Origin of the sequence: Flavobacterium collinsii, assembly GCF_902804485.1 — a bacterium.
Lineage (GTDB): Bacteria > Bacteroidota > Bacteroidia > Flavobacteriales > Flavobacteriaceae > Flavobacterium > Flavobacterium collinsii.
Map to the genome: position 1 here is coordinate 151,058 of NZ_CADCST010000085.1, position 22,150 is coordinate 173,207.

Below are 22,150 nucleotides of genomic sequence, written 5' to 3' on the forward strand. Positions count from 1 at the left end.
TTAATATTTAGGGTTTTGTCGTGTAATATTTTTATTTACATCGGTTTCATTTTGAGGATAAGGATAGAGTTCATGTTTTCCTGTTACAAAGTTTCCTACGGAAGGATAGAAATAATTGGAGCGAATAAGTTTCACCGCATTAGCGGTCTCTGTTATTTTATCTCCTAAAATTCCCCATCTAATCAGATCGGCTCTTCTCATTCCTTCAAAAGAAAGTTCCCAGGCTCTTTCTTGCTGTACAGCTTTGAGAAAACTATTTTTATCAAGACCTTTTGGTAAGTTTATCTCATCAGTTGTTGGTTTTGGTAAAATTCGGGCTGTAGCCGTTGCACCGGAACCTTTTCCGTCGACAGTTGTAATGGTTACATTCGGCACAGAAGTATAGCCGTCTCCGGTACGCAGCATTGCAATCGTACCGATTGCTCCGCTTGCCAGCGTTACAACAGCCGCAGAAGCATCAGAACCGCCACCGCCTGTAATTTGGATTAGTACATTTGGAGCAGAGCTATATCCGCTACCTTTTGTTTTTAAGTCAATAGCAATACGGCTTCCTTGAATATCGGCACCAAAACCTCTTCTTCGGACCTGATTAATAGCATCGTAGGCAATAGCATTTGGCCCATCATTTAGCTCGTTTTCCACTTCGGCACACATTAGTAGCAGATCAGAGTAGCGCATAATAACATGGTTAATGTGGCTGTATGCTTTTTCCTGAACTGAATTGGTTTGAAATTCACGGCTCCATTTTCCAACTGTCCAGCTTTCGTCTTGTCTTGTTGTTAAAAGCGGGACTTTATTTCCAAGTGCATTAAGGGTATACATGGCAATCGAGAAATCTCTTCTCTGGTCAGCGGCATTAAATCCATTATAAAAGGGTTTTGGAACAACACATCTTGAATTGGTTGGAGAGTAAAATCCATTTGCAGTTGTTACACCATTAAAATTACCAATGTTAGAGGAGTTTTCTCTATATCCCGCAGGATTGTAAAAGGCAACTTGAAAAATGTTTTCAGTAGGTTCTAAAATATGCTGACACTGGTTTTTAAATACCTTTGCATAAGACGGATTTAACTTATACTGATTTTGTGCTAATACTTCATTGATTTGTTGTTGTGCCAGTTTATAATAGTCTTTATAGTTGGCAGGTCGACTCATAGTTCCGTCAGCACCTAAGGAGTATCCGCCGGCAAACATGGCAACTCTGGCCAGCATGGCTTTGGCAGCCCATTTGTTGACACGTTCGTCTGTAGGGATTTGCTCCGGCAATAAAAGGGCAGCTTCCTGCATGTCCTTGATAATCTGAGTGTAGATTTCTTTTCGGTCTACCAGAGCACCTTTTAAATCATCACCAGCTTGTGAGCTTTTTGTTTTAAAGGGAACATCGCCCCATAAACGAACTAACTCTGAATAGTAAAAGCCGCGCAAAAATTTAGCTTCACCAATAAATTTATTTAATTCATCTTTCTGGTTTTGTGTTCCTTCAGTGTACAAAGTCATTTTAGGGATTCTTTCAATGGCAACATTGGCTCTGTCGATACCTTCATACAATTTACTCCAAACTGCATAAAAAACGTTTGTCTGCGAAATACCTTGATAATGCGGTATCATACGCCAATCATCGGCACTTAAACCGTTGATTTGCTGAATGTCTGTGTCAGTATCAAAAAGTATAGGGATATTCCAGCCATAGCTGTCAAAAGACGACATCGCTTCATAAACTCCCAGTACCGCCATATTGGCTTCGTTTGAAGTTTTAAAGAAATTAGCTGTTGTAAAATAAGAATAAGGCGTTACCTCTAATTCTTTTTCACAGGAATTAAGCGGCAGTAAAAGAAAAGATACACTCGCTGCTATAATTGCTCCAGAGGAAAATATTTTGTTTTTCATTTTTTCTAATCTTTAAATTATAATGATATATTTAAACCGGTAATAAAGGATTTGCTTCTTGGATAAGCACTAAAGTCTACTCCTCTGGTTATAGCATTATTGAGTACACTCACTTCCGGGTCATATCCTGAATATTTGGTAAATACATATAAATTATAAGCGGTAAAATAAATTCTCAGGTTTGAGATGTGCGATTTTTTCAACCATGCTTTAGGCAGTGTATAACCTAAACTTACATTGTTGATTCTTAAAAAGGAACCGTCCTCAATAATACTGCTGTACAAACGGCCTGTAGTATTACCGTTAAAAGCAGGGTTTGTTTTACCAACATTTAAAGCAGCCAATTCATTAGGATCAGTTACACGTTGTCCAGCAGCATTAATAGTCGTCCATCTGTCGGCGTAGATAGCAAGTGTATTTAGATTGTCTAAATTAAGTCTGGAATTGTTAAGTACATTGGCATTATAAATATCGTTGCCCACTGTAAAATCTAAAAAGACACTTAAGTCAATCCCTTTGTAGCTGAAAGTATTGTTTAAACCTCCTGTATATTTTGGATTCGCATCTCCTATGGCAGTTCTGTCAAGATCATTGATAACACCGTCTGGTGTGCCATTTGGACCGCTGATGTCTTTAAATTTAATGAAACCAGGCTGTACGGCAAGATTATCACTTACAACACCAGCTTTTAAAGCATAAGTGCCGGCCGTTGCGTTGTAATCAAAATCATTTACCTGATACAAACCATCATTAATATAACCATACATTACTCCAACAGGCTGCCCCACTTTTAGGATATAGTCATTTTTATCGGTATAACTATTTGTAATCAGTGAGGTTTCACCTTCACTTAAACTTAGCACTTTTGTTTTGTTAAAGGCAATATTAAAAGTTGTATTCCAGCTAAAATTGTTGCTTTTAACATTAATAGTATTCAGGGTAAACTCTATACCACGGTTTGAAGTTGCGCCAATGTTCTGGAATTGTTTTTTAAATCCGGAACTTGCAGGAACCCGGGTGTTGTAAAGTAAATCTTTAGAGCGATTTTCATACAGCTCTGTAGTAAGAGAAATACGTTGCTTAAAGAATCCTAAATCCAAACCTATATTGGTCGATTTAGTAGATTCCCATTTCAAATACGGGTTTGGAAGATTACTTTGAAAAGCGGTGATATTTACCTGATTATTTAAAGGATATGATCCTGAATTGAAAATACCTAAAGCAGCATAATTTGCAATTCTGTTATTTCCGGCTTCTCCATAACTTAAACGGAATTTTAAATCAGAAAATGCAGGAATGTTTTTCATGAAATCTTCTTCAATAACTCTCCAGGCGGCAGAAACCGAAGGGAAAACTCCCCATTGATTTTCAGTTCCGAATTTAGAAGAACCATCTGCACGAATACTGGCAGATAGTAAGTATCTGCTTTTGAAGGAGTAATCGGTTTTCCCGAAAAAGGATAATAGTTTATCGTCTTCAGCAAATGAAGTTGGGATTGCTGCAATTGTTCCCAGCTGTAATTTGTCCCACCCTAAATTTACATCAGGAAATGCTGATGCTGCCGCTGTAATTCCTTCTGAATAATTATAAATATACTCCTGACCGGCAGTAACACTAAGTTTATGTTTTTTACTGAATGTATTATTGTAAGTTAATACGTTGTTGTAATTTAAACGAGTTGAAAGATTATGTGTAATACCTCCATTTGCCCCGCCGGATCTAATGGCCTGAATTCCATCGGCACCATTAAAATACTTGCTCTTATTGCTGTTGTCTGTATAACTGATTAATCCACTGTAAACGAGTTTAGGGGTAAGGTAATAGGACAGTTGCAAGTTCATGTTTAGAGAACGGTTTACTGCTTCTCTTTTTTGGCTCTCAATCGTAATAAGCGGACTTTGTAAGGCTGGCGAAGCTTGATTGTCTAACGGATCTACCAGCAAATATTTAAGGTCATCATCCGTACCATTTTTTCCAATCGTAGGGCGATACTGTAATAGCGTTTGCAGCATACTTAATCGGGCATTTCCGCCATCACCTGTAGACAATCCTGTAATTTTTTGATTGGAATAATTGACAATAGCATTAACTGTAAATCTTTTGCTTATGGCTTGTGTTACCTGCAATTTTGCAATGTTTTTTACCGATTCACTGCCTAACATTATACCCTGATCGTTGTTCACGGAGTAAAAAGCATTGTATTTGGTATCATTTTCACCACCGCTAATCCCTATTTTATGATATTGATTGACAACAGTATTTCCAAAAACTTCATCCTGCCAGTTAATACCTGGTCTGTTTTTGTAAAGCCCTTCCATTTCCTCATAGGTACCAAAAGTGCTTAGATATTTTTGCATTCTGGTATCGTCTGTGGCGCTTTCATAAACAAGTTGTGTGTATTGGTACGGATTCAATACCGGTAATGTTTTTGCAATAGTTTTTATTCCTGCATAGGTATCATAGCTTAATTTTAGTTTCCCGCCCGGAGATTTTTTCGTAGTTACTAAAATTACTCCATTGGCACCTTGTGCACCATAAATTGAAGTAGAGGAGGCATCCTTTAATACATCGATAGATTCGATATCCATTGGGTCTAAAAAGGCAAGACCGCCAGTTTGTGCAACTCCATCCACTACATATAAGGGTTCATTGCTCTGCGTGATCGAAGTACCTCCTCTAATTCGTAAGGTAGGTTGTGCCCCGGGAGTTCCGTCTGGCATCGTGATCTGCAATCCGGCAATACGACCTTGCATTGCTTGTGCAACATCTTGTACCGGAATTTTTGCTATTTCGGTTCCTTTTACTGAGGATATTGCACCAGTAAGATTTTTTCGTGTTTTGGTTCCGTAACCTACTACGACTACCTCATCCAGATTATTGGCGTCATCGAGTAATTTAGTATTGATAAGTGTTCTGTTTTTAACAGCTTCTTCTTTAGATTTAGTTCCTATGAACGAAAATACTAAAACAGCATTTGATTTTACCTTAATTTGATAATCACCGTCCATAGCAGTAACAGTGGCATTTTTGGTTCCTTTTTCAGAAACAGTTGCTCCTGGCAGAGGCATATTCTGAGTATCGGTTACCACACCTTTTACGGTAATAATATCCTGCCCATACATCACTTTGCAGGTGGTAAGCAGCAAAAATAAAAATAGTGTCCTTTTCATAATTTTTTTTAAACCGGAATAAGGGTAACCTTACTTCCTAAATTGATGTTATATAAGTTGATATCTGGTCTTGCTGCATAATTAGAAGTTACTCTTCTGAATCATTTATCTTCTTAATTATAGCTTGACCCAAATTCCGAATTACTGTTGTAATAAGTTTGAGATCGACTGCCGTTTGGGACTATTGTTTAACCAATCGCTTTTTTGTTTTAATTAGCGAAAATTATAACAATTTATTAACTGGTGAAATTCGCAGAGGAATTTTCCGCCTGACAATTAAAAATAGATTTTGTAGCTGCTGGTTCATTTTTTTGGAATTGGTCATGTTTTTTTTTGATTTAATAAAAACAAATATATAAATCGACTATAGATGACAGTTTTGAAAATGTCCAAATTGCTATTGATTTTGATTAATTAGGCTTTTAAAATTCTTTAAAATCCGTGTATAATCAAGGTTTTGTGGTATTTTTGAGATTCTGTTTTCGGTAGGAGAGCGCTGTTTTTATTGAGCTGTTCTGAAATAATTTGTGTTGGGCAAAAGTTAAATTAAATGTCATAGGAGGTTAACGAAAACGATGTAATTTTTACAGAATATAGGAGGAAAGGAAAGCAATTTGTTTTCTCTTTTTCAGATAAAACTGATAAAAGTGTTGTGGGGTTTTATTTTTTTTAGGATAGATGGAACAATATGTTTACAATAATACCGAAAAGAAACGCGCGGATTGTTTTTTTTATATGGGTCGTTCCTACGGAATTCAAATGTCGGGGGCGAAATTTTTGTTAAATGGATTAAAATCCATCCCTGCAAAATTGACCGAGCCAAAGGCTCTTTTTTAATAGTTTGGAAGGAACGAATAACATTGTAGCAACGGATATTAATCCGTTGCATAATAAATAAACATAAAGTCCCATAGGGACTTCATATTTGTAGAAAAAACGGTATCCACCACATTAAGAACCCCATCGGGGTGGTGCATTATATTGGATGAAATAATAAGGAAGATTCCATAAATAAAGGTATTCGGAAGGAATTATCCGGTGATCGCAAAAAAAGGCGTCTAAATTTAGACGCCTTTACAAAGTATACGATTCTCAAGAAAAATTACATTTCCTTAGTCATTCAGATTTGCTTTTACTTCACTTTTTTTGCCATTAATTTGTAAACTCACATCAAGGATTCCTTTTTCGAAATCATTAGCTTTATTCATCTTAATACTAATCTCCGGCGCTTTATTTCCATCATACGGATAAACTACCGTAATAAAATTTTGTATTGCAGCATTGGTTTTCGGCTTTTCGAAAACAAAAGCGGGGCGTGTGATTTCTTTAGCATACTGATAAGAAACTTTGCCATCTTCTTCATTTAATGTCACTTTATCGGTATTCAGGGATTGTATCAAAAGATTGTTACCATCCTCGTAAGTGGTCGTAACGCTATTGTTTGTCTTATTGAAAACGGGTTTGCTGTCTTCTTTTAATTGAAAATGAACACCTAAGTTTCCGGTAGCTTTTCCAATTGCTTTGTCAAGAATTAAAAAGTATTTCTCATCTATAAAAAGAACCGTACGCTGGTGGTCTAAGTCGGTATAACTTGGATTGGTATAAGTTAACAGGTCTAAATCTTTAGAGGTACTCCATTTGTTTTCTTTGGCTTTGGTAATGACCATATTCTGATTGTCAAGAGTCAATGTGCTGTGTACTTTGGTTTGACGATACCAGTTTCTCATTTTGGTTACCTCAACATCGCCACTATAAATGTAGCAGCCTGTATCTGGAGTAAAATTGCGCCCGTTTACCCATAGTTCAAATGTACCGTTGTCCGGTTGTGCGTGGAATTCTGCTGGAGGCCCCGCCTTAACAATCATGACCGTTGATTTATCATTCCATCCGTTTCTAAAAGTATAGAAACCTCCATCTGATAAGGCATGAGATTTATAATTAGGTAACTGTCCTTCGGCACCAGCTGTTCCCAAATACTTGAAGAATGCGTTTTCCGGAAAAATCTTTGACCAGCTTAGAAATTGTTTTATTCTGCCATTTTTATCAAAAGTCCACGAATCACCAAACATAGGCGTACTGTAATCCGGAAAGGAGATATTGGCCGTTGCGACAATCATTTTCTCGATAGTTTTGCTGTAGGTTTCAGGAAATTCTTTTGCGACACCCGCCATTTTAGCCGAGTTGTAAGCTTTTAAAAAGATCTCGATACAGGCAACATGATAAATGGGTGAAAGTTCCCATTGTACACCGTCAGGAAGTACCTGTAATTTTATTTCGCGATTTAATATTTCGATACCACTTTTGCGCCATTCTTCTGCAAGTTTGAGTTCAGGAAAAAAAGCTCCTGCACTTAGTATACGCTGTGCTTCAAATAACAAGTGGTTGCCTTCTTTACTGTAATTTTTAGGAATATAGGCAGTTTGTTTGGAGAAGCTGTTTAGGAATTCCATTAAGAAGGCCGGTGTAAAATTTGGAGAAACTACAAATAAATTGAAGGTTCCCGGAAGACTCTGTATGCGCTCTGAGACTTCTAACGGACGCCAGGCAAATCGATCATTTTCTTTCGAACGCCCTAAAGGGTTTTTTTTCTCCCAATCGCGAAATTGAAAGACCCATTCTTTGGCATATTTCTCATCTCCACTGCTTCTGTATGCCATTCCCATGGGCTGCCACCAGGTTACACGATGCAGCTGCCAGCGCACTTCATTGTCTTTTACCGGCCAGTAATCCCAGTTAATATCTGTTCCGTAATCAAAATAGCCATAGCCTTTGTGAGGTTGGAATTGATGCAATAAAGCATTATCGGCTTTTAACTGATTGGCTTTTCCGATATCTTTTCCTCTAAATCGGGTTTCATCGCCCACATTAAAATCAGGGTTTTTAATGTTTCTTCGCTCGCGGTAATAATTGAGCAATGCTCTGGCAGCTTCATCATATTTACCGGAATTAAAAAGCTGATTTACATTCTCCAAACCGGGATAGTGAAGGTTGACAACATCAAAACTTTCTTTAGTCAACTGTTTTTCCTGTGCATGGGTAAAATAAGCGGTGGTAAATAGCAGCAATATAGTTATCGTTTTTTTTAGGTTTTTCATTAGTATGTAGTTATTGTTTTTTTAAATTTAGTTGAGCGCTTATCGTTTTATTAATTTAACAGTTTTCTTTTGTTTACCCTGACGTATTTCGGCAAAGTATATTCCGGGACTCCAGTCACTGCCTACGACAATAGTTTGTCCATAGTTTGATTTTAGGGTGTTGACACGTTTTCCTAAAGTGTCGAACACATTTACAAAAATAGTCTGTCCGGGCTCAGTTATAACATTGATTTTAAAATCGGATTGGGAAGGGTTGGGAGCAACAATTACGGTTAAATCTCTAGAAGCTTGCCCCGCCGGATCATGGATGCCCAATGTGGATGATTTCACGAGTTCGGTTTGAATTGTAAGTCCGTTAATGGTAGCAAAAGTAACTTCTGTATTAGCACCATTGATAGTGGTGGTTATATTTGAAGCTGGTGTGGCCAATTCCCACTGGCCGGCAAGAGTTAATTTTACAGGATCTGTTTGTGCTACTCTGTTTAAAATGGAGTTCTGGCTGCTAATCTGGCTCCAGGTGTAGGTTTCATTGGAAGCCAAAAGCCCTAAATTTGGATTGGTAAGGCTAACTTTCAATTTGTTCCCATTGTCTGTTTTTTGAGTCATCACAGCAGCCGGTTTGTTTACACTTACCACTGCATCATAAGTAAATACAATATTCGGAGTAAAAATGACATAACCAAATATGCCGTCCGGGAGGTATTGCACAATATGTGCCTGACTGTTTTGATGGTAAATTTTAAAGTAGGAAGCAAAATTAGCAGCGAGTTGTTGTGTAGCGGTCTGTCCGCCCTGTAGTACAACCGCGTATTGAAATTTAGCCGAAACCGGCGCAGCACCATGATTGATAAAGGCTGTGATAAAATTACCGGAAGTATTAGCGGTATTGCTGTTGTTGCGGGAGTTTTGCTCCAATCGGTTAATGGTGATCGCATCGGTATTACTTGAATTGCCCGGAACAACATACCCATTGCCCACGGCATCTGTCGCCCAAAAAGCTCCTGTTTGGGTAAGTGTATAAGTATTGCCTGTAGTGGGCGTACCGTTTACATAAGTTGCTGTTGTTGTATTGGCAAGTGCTGTTTGAAACAGAGTAGTATGAATAGGGTAGGTTCCGTTAGTATCTCTGATATTAGAACCCAGGCAGAGAATCATATTTTTAAAGAAAAAGTTAGACTTCAAAGCCGTCATTCCGGTAGCCGAATTATAATCTTTGTAATCCATACCAAAAACACCATTATGATCTAAAGAGCCTACTGCCAGAAATGATTTTCCGTTCATCTCTCTCATATTACCCGTTTCAAGGATGTTTAATGGAAGATAAGCAACCGTTGTTCCCGGAAGATGTGACCAATCCCAGCCATTTTCGGAATAACCGTTTGAGATTCGGGTCACTGGAACTCCGGTGGTCAGTAAATCCATAGCGCCTGCGGAGGTATATCTTCCAAAAACGTTCTCTGTGGCCGAGTCTTCGAAATGCCAGATGTGCTTACTTGTTCCTTTGATGCTTGCCTGATAACCGTTGTATTTGTGAACGCTCAAACCGGCAAAAGGAAAATTAAATTGCCCTTGAGTTATTTCAGGAAGCGGACTAATTCCCGCATTTAAAGTTTGTAGTAAATCCATTAAACTGCCAGGCGTGTGAACCAGTGTTATCGATAAGGCGTTTTGTCTCAGTAATGCGATGTTGGCAGTTGCAGAGAGTCCCCAGAGTCTGACAAATTCTCTTCCCGCTTCCAGATTTGCCACAGGATCGGCTACATATAAAAAAGCCAGGGCAGGTCTCAAATCGTTTAGTGCGTCAGTGTTGGTAGGAAATCGTCCGGCTAGACCTAAAGGAATTTCAAAACCTTTACTGAATTTACTGTAGGTTAAAATGGCATTTTTGAGATTGCTTTGTGCTTCGGTATTTAATTCATAAGAAGTATTTTTCAGCATCATATTCATAATCGAAGATTGCTGCAGCGCTTCTACTCCGTAAGAGTTCGAGTAAGCACCTCGGTGATGATAAGTAATAAAATCAGGTTTAATACAATCGTTCCAGCCGTTGCTTATTTTGAGTGCGTTATCGATAAATCGTTTCAGGAAATCCATGTCGGTCACTTTTGTGCCTGAAGCATCGTCCTGAGCGAGTACATAACAAAATCGTTGCTGAATGGAAGAACGGATAACGTCAGAATTGAAACCGGGATTAGTAAAATTGAAATTCGGATAGTCCGGGGAAATAAAAGCGGTTAAGGTTTTAAGTGCCCCCAAATGATGTGTAAATTCTCCGGCAGCGACCAATTCGTCTTTCATCAAAAAAACGGAAGTTGCATATCCTGAGGAGCGCAAACATATCCCGTGACCGCTGGTAATGACTTCTTCGGTGGCGGGAATAGAGAGATAAGCAAAATCAGTAGTGCTGCTGATGCCTTTTGCTTTCATATAATTGAAAAGTGCCAAAATTGAATCTCGTAATGCAGTGCTGTGGTAATCAGGATTAGGACTGCTGGCCGACCCTTTTAACTGATACAAAAAGACTAAGCGGATTAGCTTTTGTTCCACCAAAACCTGATAGGCTGTCTGATCGGCACTAATCGTAAAATTCCATGCCGGGCCAGGATTAGCAAAGTTATATGCCGAGAGGTTTTTGGCGGCTATGCCATTGCTTAGAAAACGGCTGTATCTTTCGTTGACCTCTGTTTTAGAGTAATCGAGATTCTCCCCTGTGAGCCAGTTTCGATATTTGACGGCGATCTCGTTTACAACATTCAGCTGGGCGTACGAGAAGTTAAAAAATAAGGCGATTAGCCCGATGGATAAAAGTACTTTTTTGTGCATAAGATTGGTTATTAATAGATTAGTGGTTAGTAATTTATTGTATTCTTAGCAACTAACCCGCAAAACTTCCGACGGTTAGAATCGGAGGTTTTGCGGGCTTGTAGTGAAGTTATTAGGTTAGGAATTACGCTAAGAAAATACTGCCACGAGTATTTTTCGGCAAACTGTTAATTGTTCGGGCGCGTATTTTTTTGTAATTTCTAAAGTAAAGAACTTCCTGTTTTATTTCTTTTCGCAGACAGCGTATTGCATAAACTGTTTACTTTTAGATTTCTATTTTTTTAAGAGATGCGTATCTTTTCAAAGCTTCTAGATAATAGTAATCGGCATAATCGAGAGGCGTGTCAATTTCTGAATTGTATAAAAAGGCACCTACGCTGTGTTTCAGTAAAAAATAATTGTTTTCACCCGGTTTTGCGAGGTAAGCATCAGACGATAAAGATTTTAAAATTTCTTCGGCATAGTTGGCGTATTTTTTTCCATCCTTAACCTGAGTACTCAAATCAAGCAATGCTGAAGCGATTACGGCTGCTGCCGAAGCGTCTCTGGGAGCAAGCTCAGCAGTGTCCAGTGCGTTGTGTACGTCAAAATCCCAAACTGGTATTTTGTCCTTTGGCATACGCGGATGATTCATAAGGAAAGCGGCAATATTTTCGGCCTGTTGTAAAAATTTCGGGTTTTTGGTATTAGCATAACACATCGTATATCCGTACAATCCCCAAGCTTGACCTCGTGCCCAAGCCGAATCATCAGTAACGCCCTGATGTGTTCCTTTACGCAATACCTTACCTGTTTTCGGATCATAATCAACCAAATGGTAAGAGCTGAAATCTTTTCTAAAATGGTTTTTTATGGTGGTAAACGCGTGAGTATTGGCTGCGGTGGCGTATTCCGGTTTGTTAAAGGCGCTGGCACTCCAATACAAATATTCAAGGTTCATCATATTATCGATAATCACAGGGTAATGCAACCACTCGAAATCCCAAGAACGAATGGCTCCTACTGTGGGACTAAAACGGGCATAAAGATTTGCTGCCCCGTCAGCCAGTGCCGGAAGGTAAGTCTTGTCACCGGTAATTCTGTAAGCATTTCCATAAGAACAGTACAGCATAAAACCTACATCATGTGTGTTTTTTATATTTCGGATGGAATCTAAAGCAAGCGTAAACTTTTGAGCCTCTTCAGCCAAAACTTTATCTCCGGTGAGTTCGTAGCCGTACCACAAACTTCCGGGAAAAAAACCGGTAGTCCAGTCTGTTAAACCGGCTAATCTCACAGTTCCGTCGGGATTTACAGAACGCGGATTTTTTCCCGGTTTGTAAGTCTGTGTCGCTTTGTTTAATTGGAAGCGAATGGTTTCGGTTGTTTTTTTAAACCAAACCAAAGAAGGATCTTCTTGTTTGAGATTTGCAAACGAGTTTATGGTAATAGCAGAGATTGCTACTAATAGGCTAAGTTTTTTTTTCATTGTTTACTCTTTTTAGATTTATAATCTGTTTGTTCTAATGCTTTGATGAAGCGAAGTTAGATTTGAGATTCAAAATCGTCTTTCAGTTTTTATCATAAAACTTTCAAATTTGTGTAAACGGCCTGTTTTTATAGAATTAATGAAGGTTTCGAGCAGCTCAGTTTAGGAGACTGAGTAAAAATGTCATTTTGAATTTTGTGAAAGCCATAAAAAATAAGTTTATAGGTGCTGAAGTAATAGCCACAGATTAGAGGATTAAAATGATTAGCAAAAATCTGCTAACCCGGGGAATAGCGAACAGGTGGAGCAATCTGCGTGAAAAAATGATTCAACACATAGAAACATAGTTTTTTATAGCTTAAAAAGAATGTCAAAAAGAAATACATTTCTTTCACATAGAGCTATGTCTTTTATTTAAAGTGAAACGTCTTATTTTAAGTTACATGATCTGTGTTTCTATGTGTTAGAACAATTATCACAGAAAAGAATGAGTAGCAAATAATTTAGCACAACAGGTTACCTAATGGATTAATTACATAATTTTGAAAAGATCTAACCAACACTGTCGATTCCTTTGAGTAAAAATGCAATTCCAACTTTGTCTGTTTTAAATATACTTGGCGAGCAAACGTTTGGTATTACCTTGTTTCGGCACAGTGTAAAAGGGCGTAACGAATTCGAGCAGCCTCATAAACACGATTTCTACCTTGTTTTTATAGTAGAGAACGGCTCCGGATTTCATAGTGTAGATTTTAAACAAACGAGGGTAGAAGATTATCAGATTCATTTTGTGGGAGCCGGACAGGTTCATAATTGGTCGCTTGATGTCAATACGAATGGTTTCCAGCTGATGATTTCGCCTGCGATTATGACCGTTTTTTCTAATTTGTCGCAGCTACCTTTTTTCGGACAGAGTTCACCCTTCTGTCTTTCCTTGGATAAGAATGGATTTCAGATAATCAAAAGTCAGCTGGAAGAAATCGAATCAGATTTGCTTAAAGACGATCTATTGACCAAAGAAATAGTGCTGTTGAGATTGCATCTGCTGTTTAAAGTATTGCAAAAAGAGTACGTTTTGCAATTTCCAGATCATGATGTTGCGGCCAAATCAGAAAAAATTATAAAAAAGTTCAAGACACTGATTGAAGATCACTTTACAACAGAATTCTCCGTGAATTTTTACGCCGGAGAGTTGAATGTGACCTCTAATTATCTGAATATTCTCTCCCAAAAATTCCTGAACAAATCGGCTGGTGATGTTATTAAAGAAAGAACCATTCTTGAAGCCAAACGATTGTTGATTAGTACTGACTTATCTGTAAAAGAGATTGCTTACCAGTTGGGGTTTAATGATAATGGCTATTTTGCCAAAGTATTCAAAAAATATATAGGTAAAACTCCAACCGATTTTAAAGAAAATTATAATCTGTACCATTCTTATCATTAATCTTCCTGTTTTAGTTTTAAAAAATTAGGTGAATTTTGCAGTTCACCATTATTTTTTGAGGATTAGTTTCCCGGGAATATTCACACTATTAACCAATGAGCGACAATACGATAAATCGAAAACAGTTTTTAAGAATGGGAGCTGCAGCAACTGGAGCTGCCTTGTTTTCCGGAATAGGCGGTACTGCAATGGCGCATTCAATTGAGGAACCGGAGTATATTACCGCTGGTGCGAAGGAATATATTTTAACCAATGTAAGACTGGAAGATGGGTTTGAGTACAATGAAAAAAAAGAAGTAATTGCTACCAAAACCAATTTGTACAATGTGCATATAGCGGATGGAAAAATTAAAAATATTACAACCGATAAACCTGATGGTAAACTAAAAAAAGTAGATGCCAAAGGTCTTTTGATGCTTCCGGGATTGCGTGACATGCACATACATATCGATAAAACCTTTTACGGTGGAAAATGGAATGCTGCTCCCAGAAAAGGATTTACGGTAAAAGACATGATTACGCTGGAGCAAAAAATAATTCCGGAACTGCTTGTTGATTCTCAATATAAAGCAGAGCAGGCTATTCAGTTGATGAAAAGTCAGGGGAGCTATTTTGCCCGTTGTCAGTGTAATATTGATCCTGTAAGCGGATTAAGAAGTCTGGAGCATTTGTTGAAGGCTTTAGATAATAATAAAGACAGTTTTGGATGGGAGATTGTGGCTTTTCCACAGCATGGAATTTTATATTCACAATCCGAACCCTTACTGAGAGAAGCCGCAAAAATGGGCGTGGATTTTATTGGCGGACTTGATCCTACAACGGTTGACGGAAATATGGAGAAATCGCTTGATACCATGTTTCAGATTGCAATAGACAATAATAAAGGAATCGATATTCATTTGCACGAATCGCCTCCTTCAGGGAAATCGGCTATAGAATACATCATTAAAAGAACCGAAGAGAACAAACAATTACAAGGAAAAACCTATATCAGTCATGGTTTTGCATTGGCCAGAATGGATCCGAAAGATTTGGAGGGAATAGCCGAAAAGATGGGAGCTCTTGGAATTGGAGTTATTTCGACAGTGCCGATCGGAAAAACCATCATGCCCATTCCGACTTTAAAGAAGTATGGCGTGAAACTGATGACGGGTACTGACAGTATTGTAGACCACTGGATGCCTTTTGGAACCTGCGATATGCTGGAGAAAGCAAAATTATGCGCACAGCTTTATGGCTGGACTGACGAGTACAATTTGAGCCGTGCTTTGCATATTGCCACTACAAACGAGGTGTTGCCGCTTAACGATGCAGGTGTACGCGTATGGCCTGCAGCGGGGAATGATGCCCACTTTATTTTGGTAAAAGCAAGCTGTTCAGCCGAAGCAGTTGCCCGCCTACCAAAAAGAGAAGGGGTGTTTTTTAAGGGGAAAATGATAGCAGGACAGATTTAAATTAATTTGTGATGACCACTGTGATAGTAAATTGAAGGTGGAAAAATACTGGAAAAAGTTCAAAAAATTCTTTCAGTGCAAACTGGAAGCTGAGAATTTAACAAAAGAGCTCGAAGAAGAAATTCTGATTTATTTGATCCGGAATGGATAGGAACATCATTTATTAGTAGTGAAGGAGAACTCCAGATCGGAATTAGATTTGGAGTAATAGTTGTAATTGTATGAAAAATTGTATTTTTGTTTAGCAGACAGGTAAAGTAGCAATACCTTATTAGAAGCTAATTTTATCTGTAAGGTACAAGACTAAATTATGTATCTCACATAAAATGTACTTTTTTATTCGTAATTATTATCTTTGAGCTATGAGCACAGTAACAAAACCAAATCACATAGGGCGAAAAATTAGCCGTATTCGTGAACTGAAAGACATGAAGCAATAAGCATTAGCGCAGGCTTTAGGAACCAATCAACAAGCTATTTCTATTATGGAAACAGCGAACGATAGAAGAAGAAAAACTAATTTAGATCGCAAAAGCTTTGGGAGTAAGTGTGGAAGCGATAAAGAATTTTTCAGAAGAAGCTGTTCTAAATATTATCGGTAATACTTATCACGTGGATAATTCATCTGCGGTACATTATGGATGGACATTTAATCCGTTAGATAAATTGATTGAAGCCCATGAGCAACAAATCAAACTTTACGAACGTTTGGTTCACGCTGAAAAGGAAAAAGTGGAATATCTGGAAAAATTTCTAAAAGATAAATAGTTTGTAGAAATATTACCATATTCTCATCAATATAGAAGTAAAACTCTTTCGCTAAAAATGTATTTTCACTAAAATAAACTATATAATTAATCTCAAATAATAAACTATGGAATATTTAAGTCTTATAACTATGATTTTTTTTGGCCTTTATCAAAATCGGAAAGACCTATCAAGAGATATAATAAAATTTTATAATTCTAAATCTGGTAAAATAGTGCATAAAGTAATGGTTAATTTACTTTCTTTTCTATTTAATATAATTGGATTAATTCTATTCTTAGGTTTATGGATTATTAAAGGTAACGGTTCTCTTAATGGGTTATATGTTGGTTTAGCAGTATTTTCAATATGTGTTGTTTATTCAATCTATTTTAGAGCTTCAACAATTAATTTATAAAAAATACACTTTGGGCACTGGGTTTTCAAGACCTCTCGGCAAATCCGACGCTCCTGCCAGCGTACTAGGTAAATTTTTTATTTGCTCAATCAGCGTAAGGGCTATAGTTGTTTTTTCTGCATAAATGTCAGGAACATTTTAGGTTTTGATTCAACTTTAAGTTTGGTATTTATACAGAAAAAAAAGCTTAATTACACAAACTTAAAAAACAGAAAACCTCGCCAGCTGGCGAGGTTTTCTGCTTTATTCTTTGTCGATGTGCTTTCCACCACACGAAAGGATTCGTGCGGGAGCGAGGGCTTGGTAAGATCAATATTGGTCTTTCAATAGGTTTCTGAAATATTTCCGTTGTACAAGGCCTGAACCTGCGAGTTGCCCGGCTGTTTGTTGTAATTGATTTTAAAAGCAAACAGATCCACTGGGTCTGTCAATTTATATCATCACTAACTCTGGAACACGAAGTGTCATTTTTACTCATTTTAGTTCTTTTAAGACAGTATTAAAACAAAAAAGATGAGCAGTACTGCTCATCTTTAAATTATTTATAGTTAATATTCACTCTATTTCAATATGTTAGAAATAAAAAATCTTATATCACTAACTCTGAAACACTACCGGATTCGTGCGGGAGCGAGGGGAGATATATCCGAGTAATCGGGGTTTTCTACCACCACAAAATTTTCTCTTTTGCTTTTTGAAATTTAAGTTTGAAATTCCTGTTAATTTGATTATTCTCCATAATTATCTCTTTTTTATAACCATAACAATCTTCAAATCTAGCTATTACAGTATAATCTTTATCAAGTATTAAGGTTTCTTTCCTTGAGTCATAACCTCTTTCATCATAATAAACCTTATAAACATTTTTATACTTCTTGAAATTTATCCTCCCTTTAGTGCATAAATAAAAATTATCTAGCTTTCTATCCACAAAATAACAAGTGTCTCTTAAGGTTGGAGAGAAATACAAGTAGTTACTTTTATCATTTTCTATATTAGAGAAAATAAAGAGATCTTCTCCTTTTTTATAAAAATCATTCATATAAGCATTATTTTTCTCCCCTTTTAAGTTTATTGCTAGATATTTTTCAATAATTGTATCTTTTTTAAACTCATATTTCCTAATAGAATATCCAATCAGACTGTCATTTTTCGAATATAATTTATAATACACATCTTTTTCGATCGTATTAACATTTTTATTACAACAGAAAAAAGAAAATGTAATCAGAAATATAATTACAAAACTAAATTTTAAAGCTATTTTATTCATTTTATTATTTCTTTTTTCTTGGTGGTGTATCTTCCACTCCTACTTTATACGTTTTTTTGACTTCTTTATTAACTAATTTCTGAACTTCAGATGGATTAAGAACTGTTTTTAGTTGAGAAATATATTCAAAATATTTTTTTGCTCTACCCTGTTTATCTTCTTTTACAGCCCGGTGATCCTTATATCCGCCTTTATTGTCCATAAACTGCTGTGTATTAACCATATCTGCCTCGCCTCGTCCTCCCTTATTAAATGCTGATACAAGATCGTCTAAATCCTGTAACAAATGTAGAAATACTTCATGACCGGTAGTTTCAGCTTCATTAATAATTGAAGGATTCTCAATATCTTTATTTAATTGTATGGTAAATATCATATTTTCTTTTGAAATGCTTGGTGATAGAGTCTTTCCTTCAAAATCTAGATCCCCCTCTACTTCTTGAAAATACATATAATGATTAGAATATTTCCCCCGCTACCGCACGAATCCTTTCGTGTGGTACGCTTCTACTTAAATATCAAACTTTCTAAAGACAATCACATCATCAACAAGTCCTTTTTCTCCTGAATAATCGATGGCACTGCTATATACATAATCTTCCGCTCTATAAACTAATCCTTCTTCTACAGGATTAGCGTGTATATAATCTATTTTTTGTTGAATAACATTGTTGCTCCAAAGTTCTATCGGTTTGTTATCGTGTCGCCAAAATTGATAGTGCTTTACATTAGAGCTTTTTTCTGCTTCTTTTTTGAAGAAGTCCAGCAAGAATTCTTTTCTGCTTTCTCTTGGATTCTCTAGTATGCTTTTTACTATAGACTGACTGGTGAATCTCTTTAAATCCCCTATCAACAATTCTGGATTTTGACCTTTTACACTTCTAAAAACCAGATGCACATGACTAGTCATAATGCACCATGCATGAATTTCTAAACCTTTGTTTTTTTGACAATATTCTAAACTTTCTAAAAATAAATCCTTATACTCGTTTCTTGTAAATACATCTAGCCAGCCTACAACGGCAAAGCTTATGAAGTATAGACCTTCTGGATTATAAAATTTGTAATTTCTACTCATTTTTAATTTATTAAATCTGCATAAAAACTAGACCTAGACCTTACATACTTCCACACGAAAGGATTCGTGCGGTAGCCGGGATTATCTTTGTCCAAGCGAAGTTGGAGACCTTCGCACAGCAGCTACATTTTGCGCAGCGAGAATATTAATTTATTTGATCCGGAATGATTAAAATGGAGCAAGTTTCATAGCCATCTTGCAACCTCCCCTGTGCATAAGCGGTGGTCATGCCGGTACACTGATTAGCTTCATCTGGACGCCTTGACAGTTCCGCTGTCAGGGGCAGACATGGCGAACCCAGGTGCTGCCATCAAAGCACAGCAGACAGTCATTGCCGGCCGTCCACAGGGCGTCGGGTGCAGCGTCCAGGGAGACGAAATACGGAGTCTCACCTGTCATAGGAATCTGGCACTCCTGCAACAACACGCCATCGAAGGTCAGCAGCTTCTGGCCAGCAGCAATGTATAGGCGCTCTTGGAAATATGCCAGCGACTCGAAAGTCCGATCGCTCAAGCTGTTTTCACCAATGTCTTGCCATCCGGTGACCGCACTTCCGCGGAACAGCGTGCCACCCGAGCCACTGATGTACACCTGGCCGTCCGGGGCACAAAGTACCGCATTGAGTGGTAGGTTTGTGGGCGATTGCAATTCGCGCCAATGCTGCCCATCCCAATGACAAATCTGGCCACGAAAGCCGACTGCGTAGATGTCGTCTGCGCCAAAACCATCGAGGGCGTTGAAGGTACGGTTCACCTGGTCGACAAGGGGCGCGAAAATACCTTGGTCCTGCTCGTGCCACTGACTCCCGTCGTAGCGAAACAGTTGATTCTGGGTACCGGTTGCGTACAGGCTGCCAGCAATTTCCTTGAGGCAGTAAAAGTAGCCCACCTTGGGTTTCAGGTAGCTGTCCATTGGCTGTTGTCCACGAGAATTCTGGCGAAACAGGCCGCGACGCCCCAAGAAACACAAATCGCCTCGGGGCTTGCCGGGGCTGGGAGCACGGCCTTCGCAAGTGTAGGCGATTTCGTCGAGGTCATAGAGGTGAAACCACTGGGCGTCGCGGTAAATCATGACGCGGGTAATGCTCGGCTCGCTGCCTTCGATGTACAGATGACCAGCAAAAAATGCCTGGTTGGCCGAGTCAGCTACCAGGCTGGTGAAGTACATATCGGTGTTTTTCCTTGACATAGTTTTTGAATTTTTTCGTAAGTTAAAACTTATTCAAGTGCAATAATAGCCTAATTTTAACTGAATAGCAATACCTGATTTCGGTGATTTTTTGGAGATGTGATGAATTTTAACATTTCACTACAGGATTGTTTTTGGCGAAGTCTTTTGAGGTTGCAGTGTGAACTATAATCAAAGAAGTTAAAATTGTATGGGTATATTACAGAGGTTAGGGGCCAGGTAGGAGGGTACAGGAGGGATTCTTTAGTGAAACGAAAAACATTTTCGAGTTATTCTAGTGACTGTCTGAGGAGTTATGAAGTCAGGTTTATGTTCGGATAAGTATAAAAAAAAACAATCAGTACATATTTTGTACTGATTGTTTTTTGTTTGAAATCGATTTTGAACTTATGACAGGTGATACCTCATCATAAGGATATAGTGTAATGTTTTTTATATAATATTTACCATTTGATGTACATACTGCCCCAGGAGAATCCTGCTCCAAAAGCTGTAATAACAATGTTATCTCCTTTTTTAAAATCTTTTTTGAAATCCCAAAGACATAGCGGAATCGTTGCTGCTGTAGTGTTACCGTATTTTTGAATATTTACTTTAAATTTCTCAATACCAATACCAATTTCTTCACTTACTGCCTGAATGATTCTTAAATTAGCCTGATGTGGGATTACCCAGTCTATCATATCCGGAGTCAATGAAGCTTTTTCCATTAGTTCTTTAGACGTACCGCTCATGTTTCTCACAGCATGTTTAAAAACAGTTCTTCCTTCCTGATGTACAAAGTGCTGTTTGTTTTGAATGGTTTCTTCAGTTGTTGACAAAAGAGAACCTCCGGCACGTACAGAAAGGAATTCAGCACCTGTTCCGTCTGTTCTGAAAATGTTTTGATGAATACCACGACCGTCTGTAGTAGGTTGTAAAAGTACAGCACCCGCGCCGTCGCCAAATAAAATACAGCTGTTTCGGTCTTCATAGTTCACGATCGAACTCATTTTATCGGCACCAACTACGACAACATTTTTGTATCTGCCGCTTTCAATAAAGCTTGCGCCTACCGAAAGTGCATATAAAAAGCCACTGCAGGCAGCGTTAAGGTCAAATCCCCAGGCGCTTTTCAGTCCTGCTTTTTCGCATACCAAACTGGCAGCGGGAGTAAGAATATGGTCGGGTGTTGATGTTGCGAGTATAAGACAATCAATATCCAGAGGATTTATATCATAATTTTTTATTAAATCTTTAATGGCGAAAGAAGCCATATCTGAGGTTGCCAGTGTAGGGTCATCCAATATTCTTCTTTCTTTTATGCCTGTTCGAGAGGTAATCCACTCATCTGTTGTATTTATTCTTTTTTCTAAATCAGTATTGCTTAAAACCGTTTCCGGTACATATCCTCCAATAGCAATAATGGAAGCCTTTGTTGTATTCATTGAATTTTTTGTTTCTCTTTTAGTGTTCTTTTAATTTTGACTTTCGGCCCAAAACCTTTCTCCAGTCCATTTTACAAGAGTTTTTCGAAGAATATGTAGTACGAGGGGCATCTTCATTTACAGGGGCGCAATTTAACAAATATAAAGACGCAAAAATCTCGGGATTTGTTAATTTACTTTTAATATTTCTGTTTCACTTCATTATTAATAAAATCAAATCCTGTTTCGAATGATTTTGTCTCAGTTCTTCAACGTTTATAAAAAAGCATTCCAACTGAACTTAGTATTGGTCGCAAAAATGTTTTTTTGTTACGGTCAGGTTTAGAAAAGTGAAGAATGTTAAAAATAGCATTCTTTTAATAAATGAATGAGATTTGACCGTATTCATTGTCAAAAGTGTAATATGGATTAATTAACTCTTGTTTTTATAAAGATAATTCTATCTTTACGCCCAGATTCAGGTCTGTTTTTTCTTTAGAGAAAACAGTTAAAAGGGAATCAGGTGTAAATCCTGAACAGACCCGCTACTGTAAGTTCTGTAAAAGTCTTTAACATTACTAATGCCATTGTCCGCCGCAGCGGATGAGAAGGCTGTTTAAAGATGGAACAAGTCAGGAGACCTGCCGGAATCACATAGTTTAAGACTTTCGTGGAATAAAGTTGAACAACAATAAA

At 37.7% G+C, this 22,150-nt stretch carries 13 protein-coding genes, 1 pseudogene and 1 riboswitch; of the genes and pseudogenes, 4 read left to right on the plus strand and 10 right to left on the minus strand.

The genetic code is table 11. The features are described 5' to 3' along the window. The 5 genes from FLA105534_RS12505 to FLA105534_RS12525 form a co-directional block, all read right to left on the minus strand. Entirely contained in the window at positions 1 to 1,887 is a 1,887-nt protein-coding gene (locus FLA105534_RS12505) for a RagB/SusD family nutrient uptake outer membrane protein (RefSeq protein ID WP_173966455.1), read from the minus strand. Between the two features lie 17 nt (positions 1,888 to 1,904). Further along, complete coding sequence (locus FLA105534_RS12510) at positions 1,905 to 5,057, minus strand: SusC/RagA family TonB-linked outer membrane protein (RefSeq protein ID WP_173966456.1); 3,153 nt, start codon at positions 5,055 to 5,057, stop codon at positions 1,905 to 1,907. 1,112 nt (positions 5,058 to 6,169) lie between these two features. Next, positions 6,170 to 8,152 (minus strand): heparin-sulfate lyase HepC, encoded by a 1,983-nt coding sequence (gene hepC, locus FLA105534_RS12515; protein WP_173966457.1) that lies wholly within the window; start codon positions 8,150 to 8,152, stop codon positions 6,170 to 6,172. A 39-nt stretch (positions 8,153 to 8,191) separates the two neighbouring features. After that, a complete protein-coding gene (locus FLA105534_RS12520; protein WP_173966458.1) occupies positions 8,192 to 10,975 on the minus strand; it encodes a chondroitinase family polysaccharide lyase in 2,784 nt (927 codons plus the stop codon). A gap of 265 nt (positions 10,976 to 11,240) precedes the next feature. After that, positions 11,241 to 12,443 carry a glycoside hydrolase family 88 protein gene (locus FLA105534_RS12525; RefSeq protein ID WP_173966459.1) on the minus strand — a complete coding sequence of 401 codons (1,203 nt, stop codon included), beginning with the start codon at positions 12,441 to 12,443 and terminating at the stop codon, positions 11,241 to 11,243. 574 nt (positions 12,444 to 13,017) lie between these two features. On the opposite strand from FLA105534_RS12525, the gene FLA105534_RS12530 reads away from it, so the two are divergent. The 4 genes and pseudogenes from FLA105534_RS12530 to FLA105534_RS12545 all read left to right on the plus strand — a co-directional run bounded on the left by FLA105534_RS12530 (position 13,018) and on the right by FLA105534_RS12545 (position 16,509). Next, the gene (locus FLA105534_RS12530; protein WP_173966460.1) at positions 13,018 to 13,890 is read left to right on the plus strand and encodes a helix-turn-helix domain-containing protein; all 873 of its coding nucleotides are present in this window, start codon (positions 13,018 to 13,020) and stop codon (positions 13,888 to 13,890) included. 95 nt (positions 13,891 to 13,985) lie between these two features. After that, positions 13,986 to 15,344, plus strand: a complete 1,359-nt coding sequence (locus FLA105534_RS12535; RefSeq protein ID WP_173966461.1) for an amidohydrolase — start codon at positions 13,986 to 13,988, stop codon at positions 15,342 to 15,344. A 362-nt stretch (positions 15,345 to 15,706) separates the two neighbouring features. Further along, a pseudogene (locus FLA105534_RS12540) lies at positions 15,707 to 16,112 on the plus strand (helix-turn-helix domain-containing protein). A gap of 106 nt (positions 16,113 to 16,218) precedes the next feature. Then, positions 16,219 to 16,509, plus strand: a complete 291-nt coding sequence (locus FLA105534_RS12545; RefSeq protein WP_173966462.1) for a hypothetical protein — start codon at positions 16,219 to 16,221, stop codon at positions 16,507 to 16,509. Positions 16,510 to 17,173: 664 nt separating this feature from the next. Here FLA105534_RS12545 and FLA105534_RS12550 read toward each other — a convergent pair. The 5 genes from FLA105534_RS12550 to FLA105534_RS12570 all read right to left on the minus strand — a co-directional run bounded on the left by FLA105534_RS12550 (position 17,174) and on the right by FLA105534_RS12570 (position 21,475). After that, positions 17,174 to 17,782: a hypothetical protein gene (locus FLA105534_RS12550; protein ID WP_173966463.1), complete on the minus strand. Its 609-nt coding sequence runs from the start codon at positions 17,780 to 17,782 to the stop codon at positions 17,174 to 17,176. Positions 17,783 to 17,786: 4 nt separating this feature from the next. Beyond that, positions 17,787 to 18,233 carry a hypothetical protein gene (locus FLA105534_RS12555; protein WP_173966464.1) on the minus strand — a complete coding sequence of 149 codons (447 nt, stop codon included), beginning with the start codon at positions 18,231 to 18,233 and terminating at the stop codon, positions 17,787 to 17,789. Positions 18,234 to 18,293: 60 nt separating this feature from the next. Further along, positions 18,294 to 18,860 (minus strand): REP-associated tyrosine transposase, encoded by a 567-nt coding sequence (locus tag FLA105534_RS12560; RefSeq protein WP_173966465.1) that lies wholly within the window; start codon positions 18,858 to 18,860, stop codon positions 18,294 to 18,296. 276 nt (positions 18,861 to 19,136) lie between these two features. Next, entirely contained in the window at positions 19,137 to 20,048 is a 912-nt protein-coding gene (locus FLA105534_RS12565; protein WP_173966466.1) for a hypothetical protein, read from the minus strand. 443 nt (positions 20,049 to 20,491) lie between these two features. Then, positions 20,492 to 21,475 carry a beta-ketoacyl-ACP synthase III gene (locus tag FLA105534_RS12570; protein ID WP_173966467.1) on the minus strand — a complete coding sequence of 328 codons (984 nt, stop codon included), beginning with the start codon at positions 21,473 to 21,475 and terminating at the stop codon, positions 20,492 to 20,494. Positions 21,476 to 21,917: 442 nt separating this feature from the next. Then, positions 21,918 to 22,117: riboswitch (cobalamin riboswitch) on the plus strand. Positions 22,118 to 22,150: the final 33 nt, after the last annotated feature.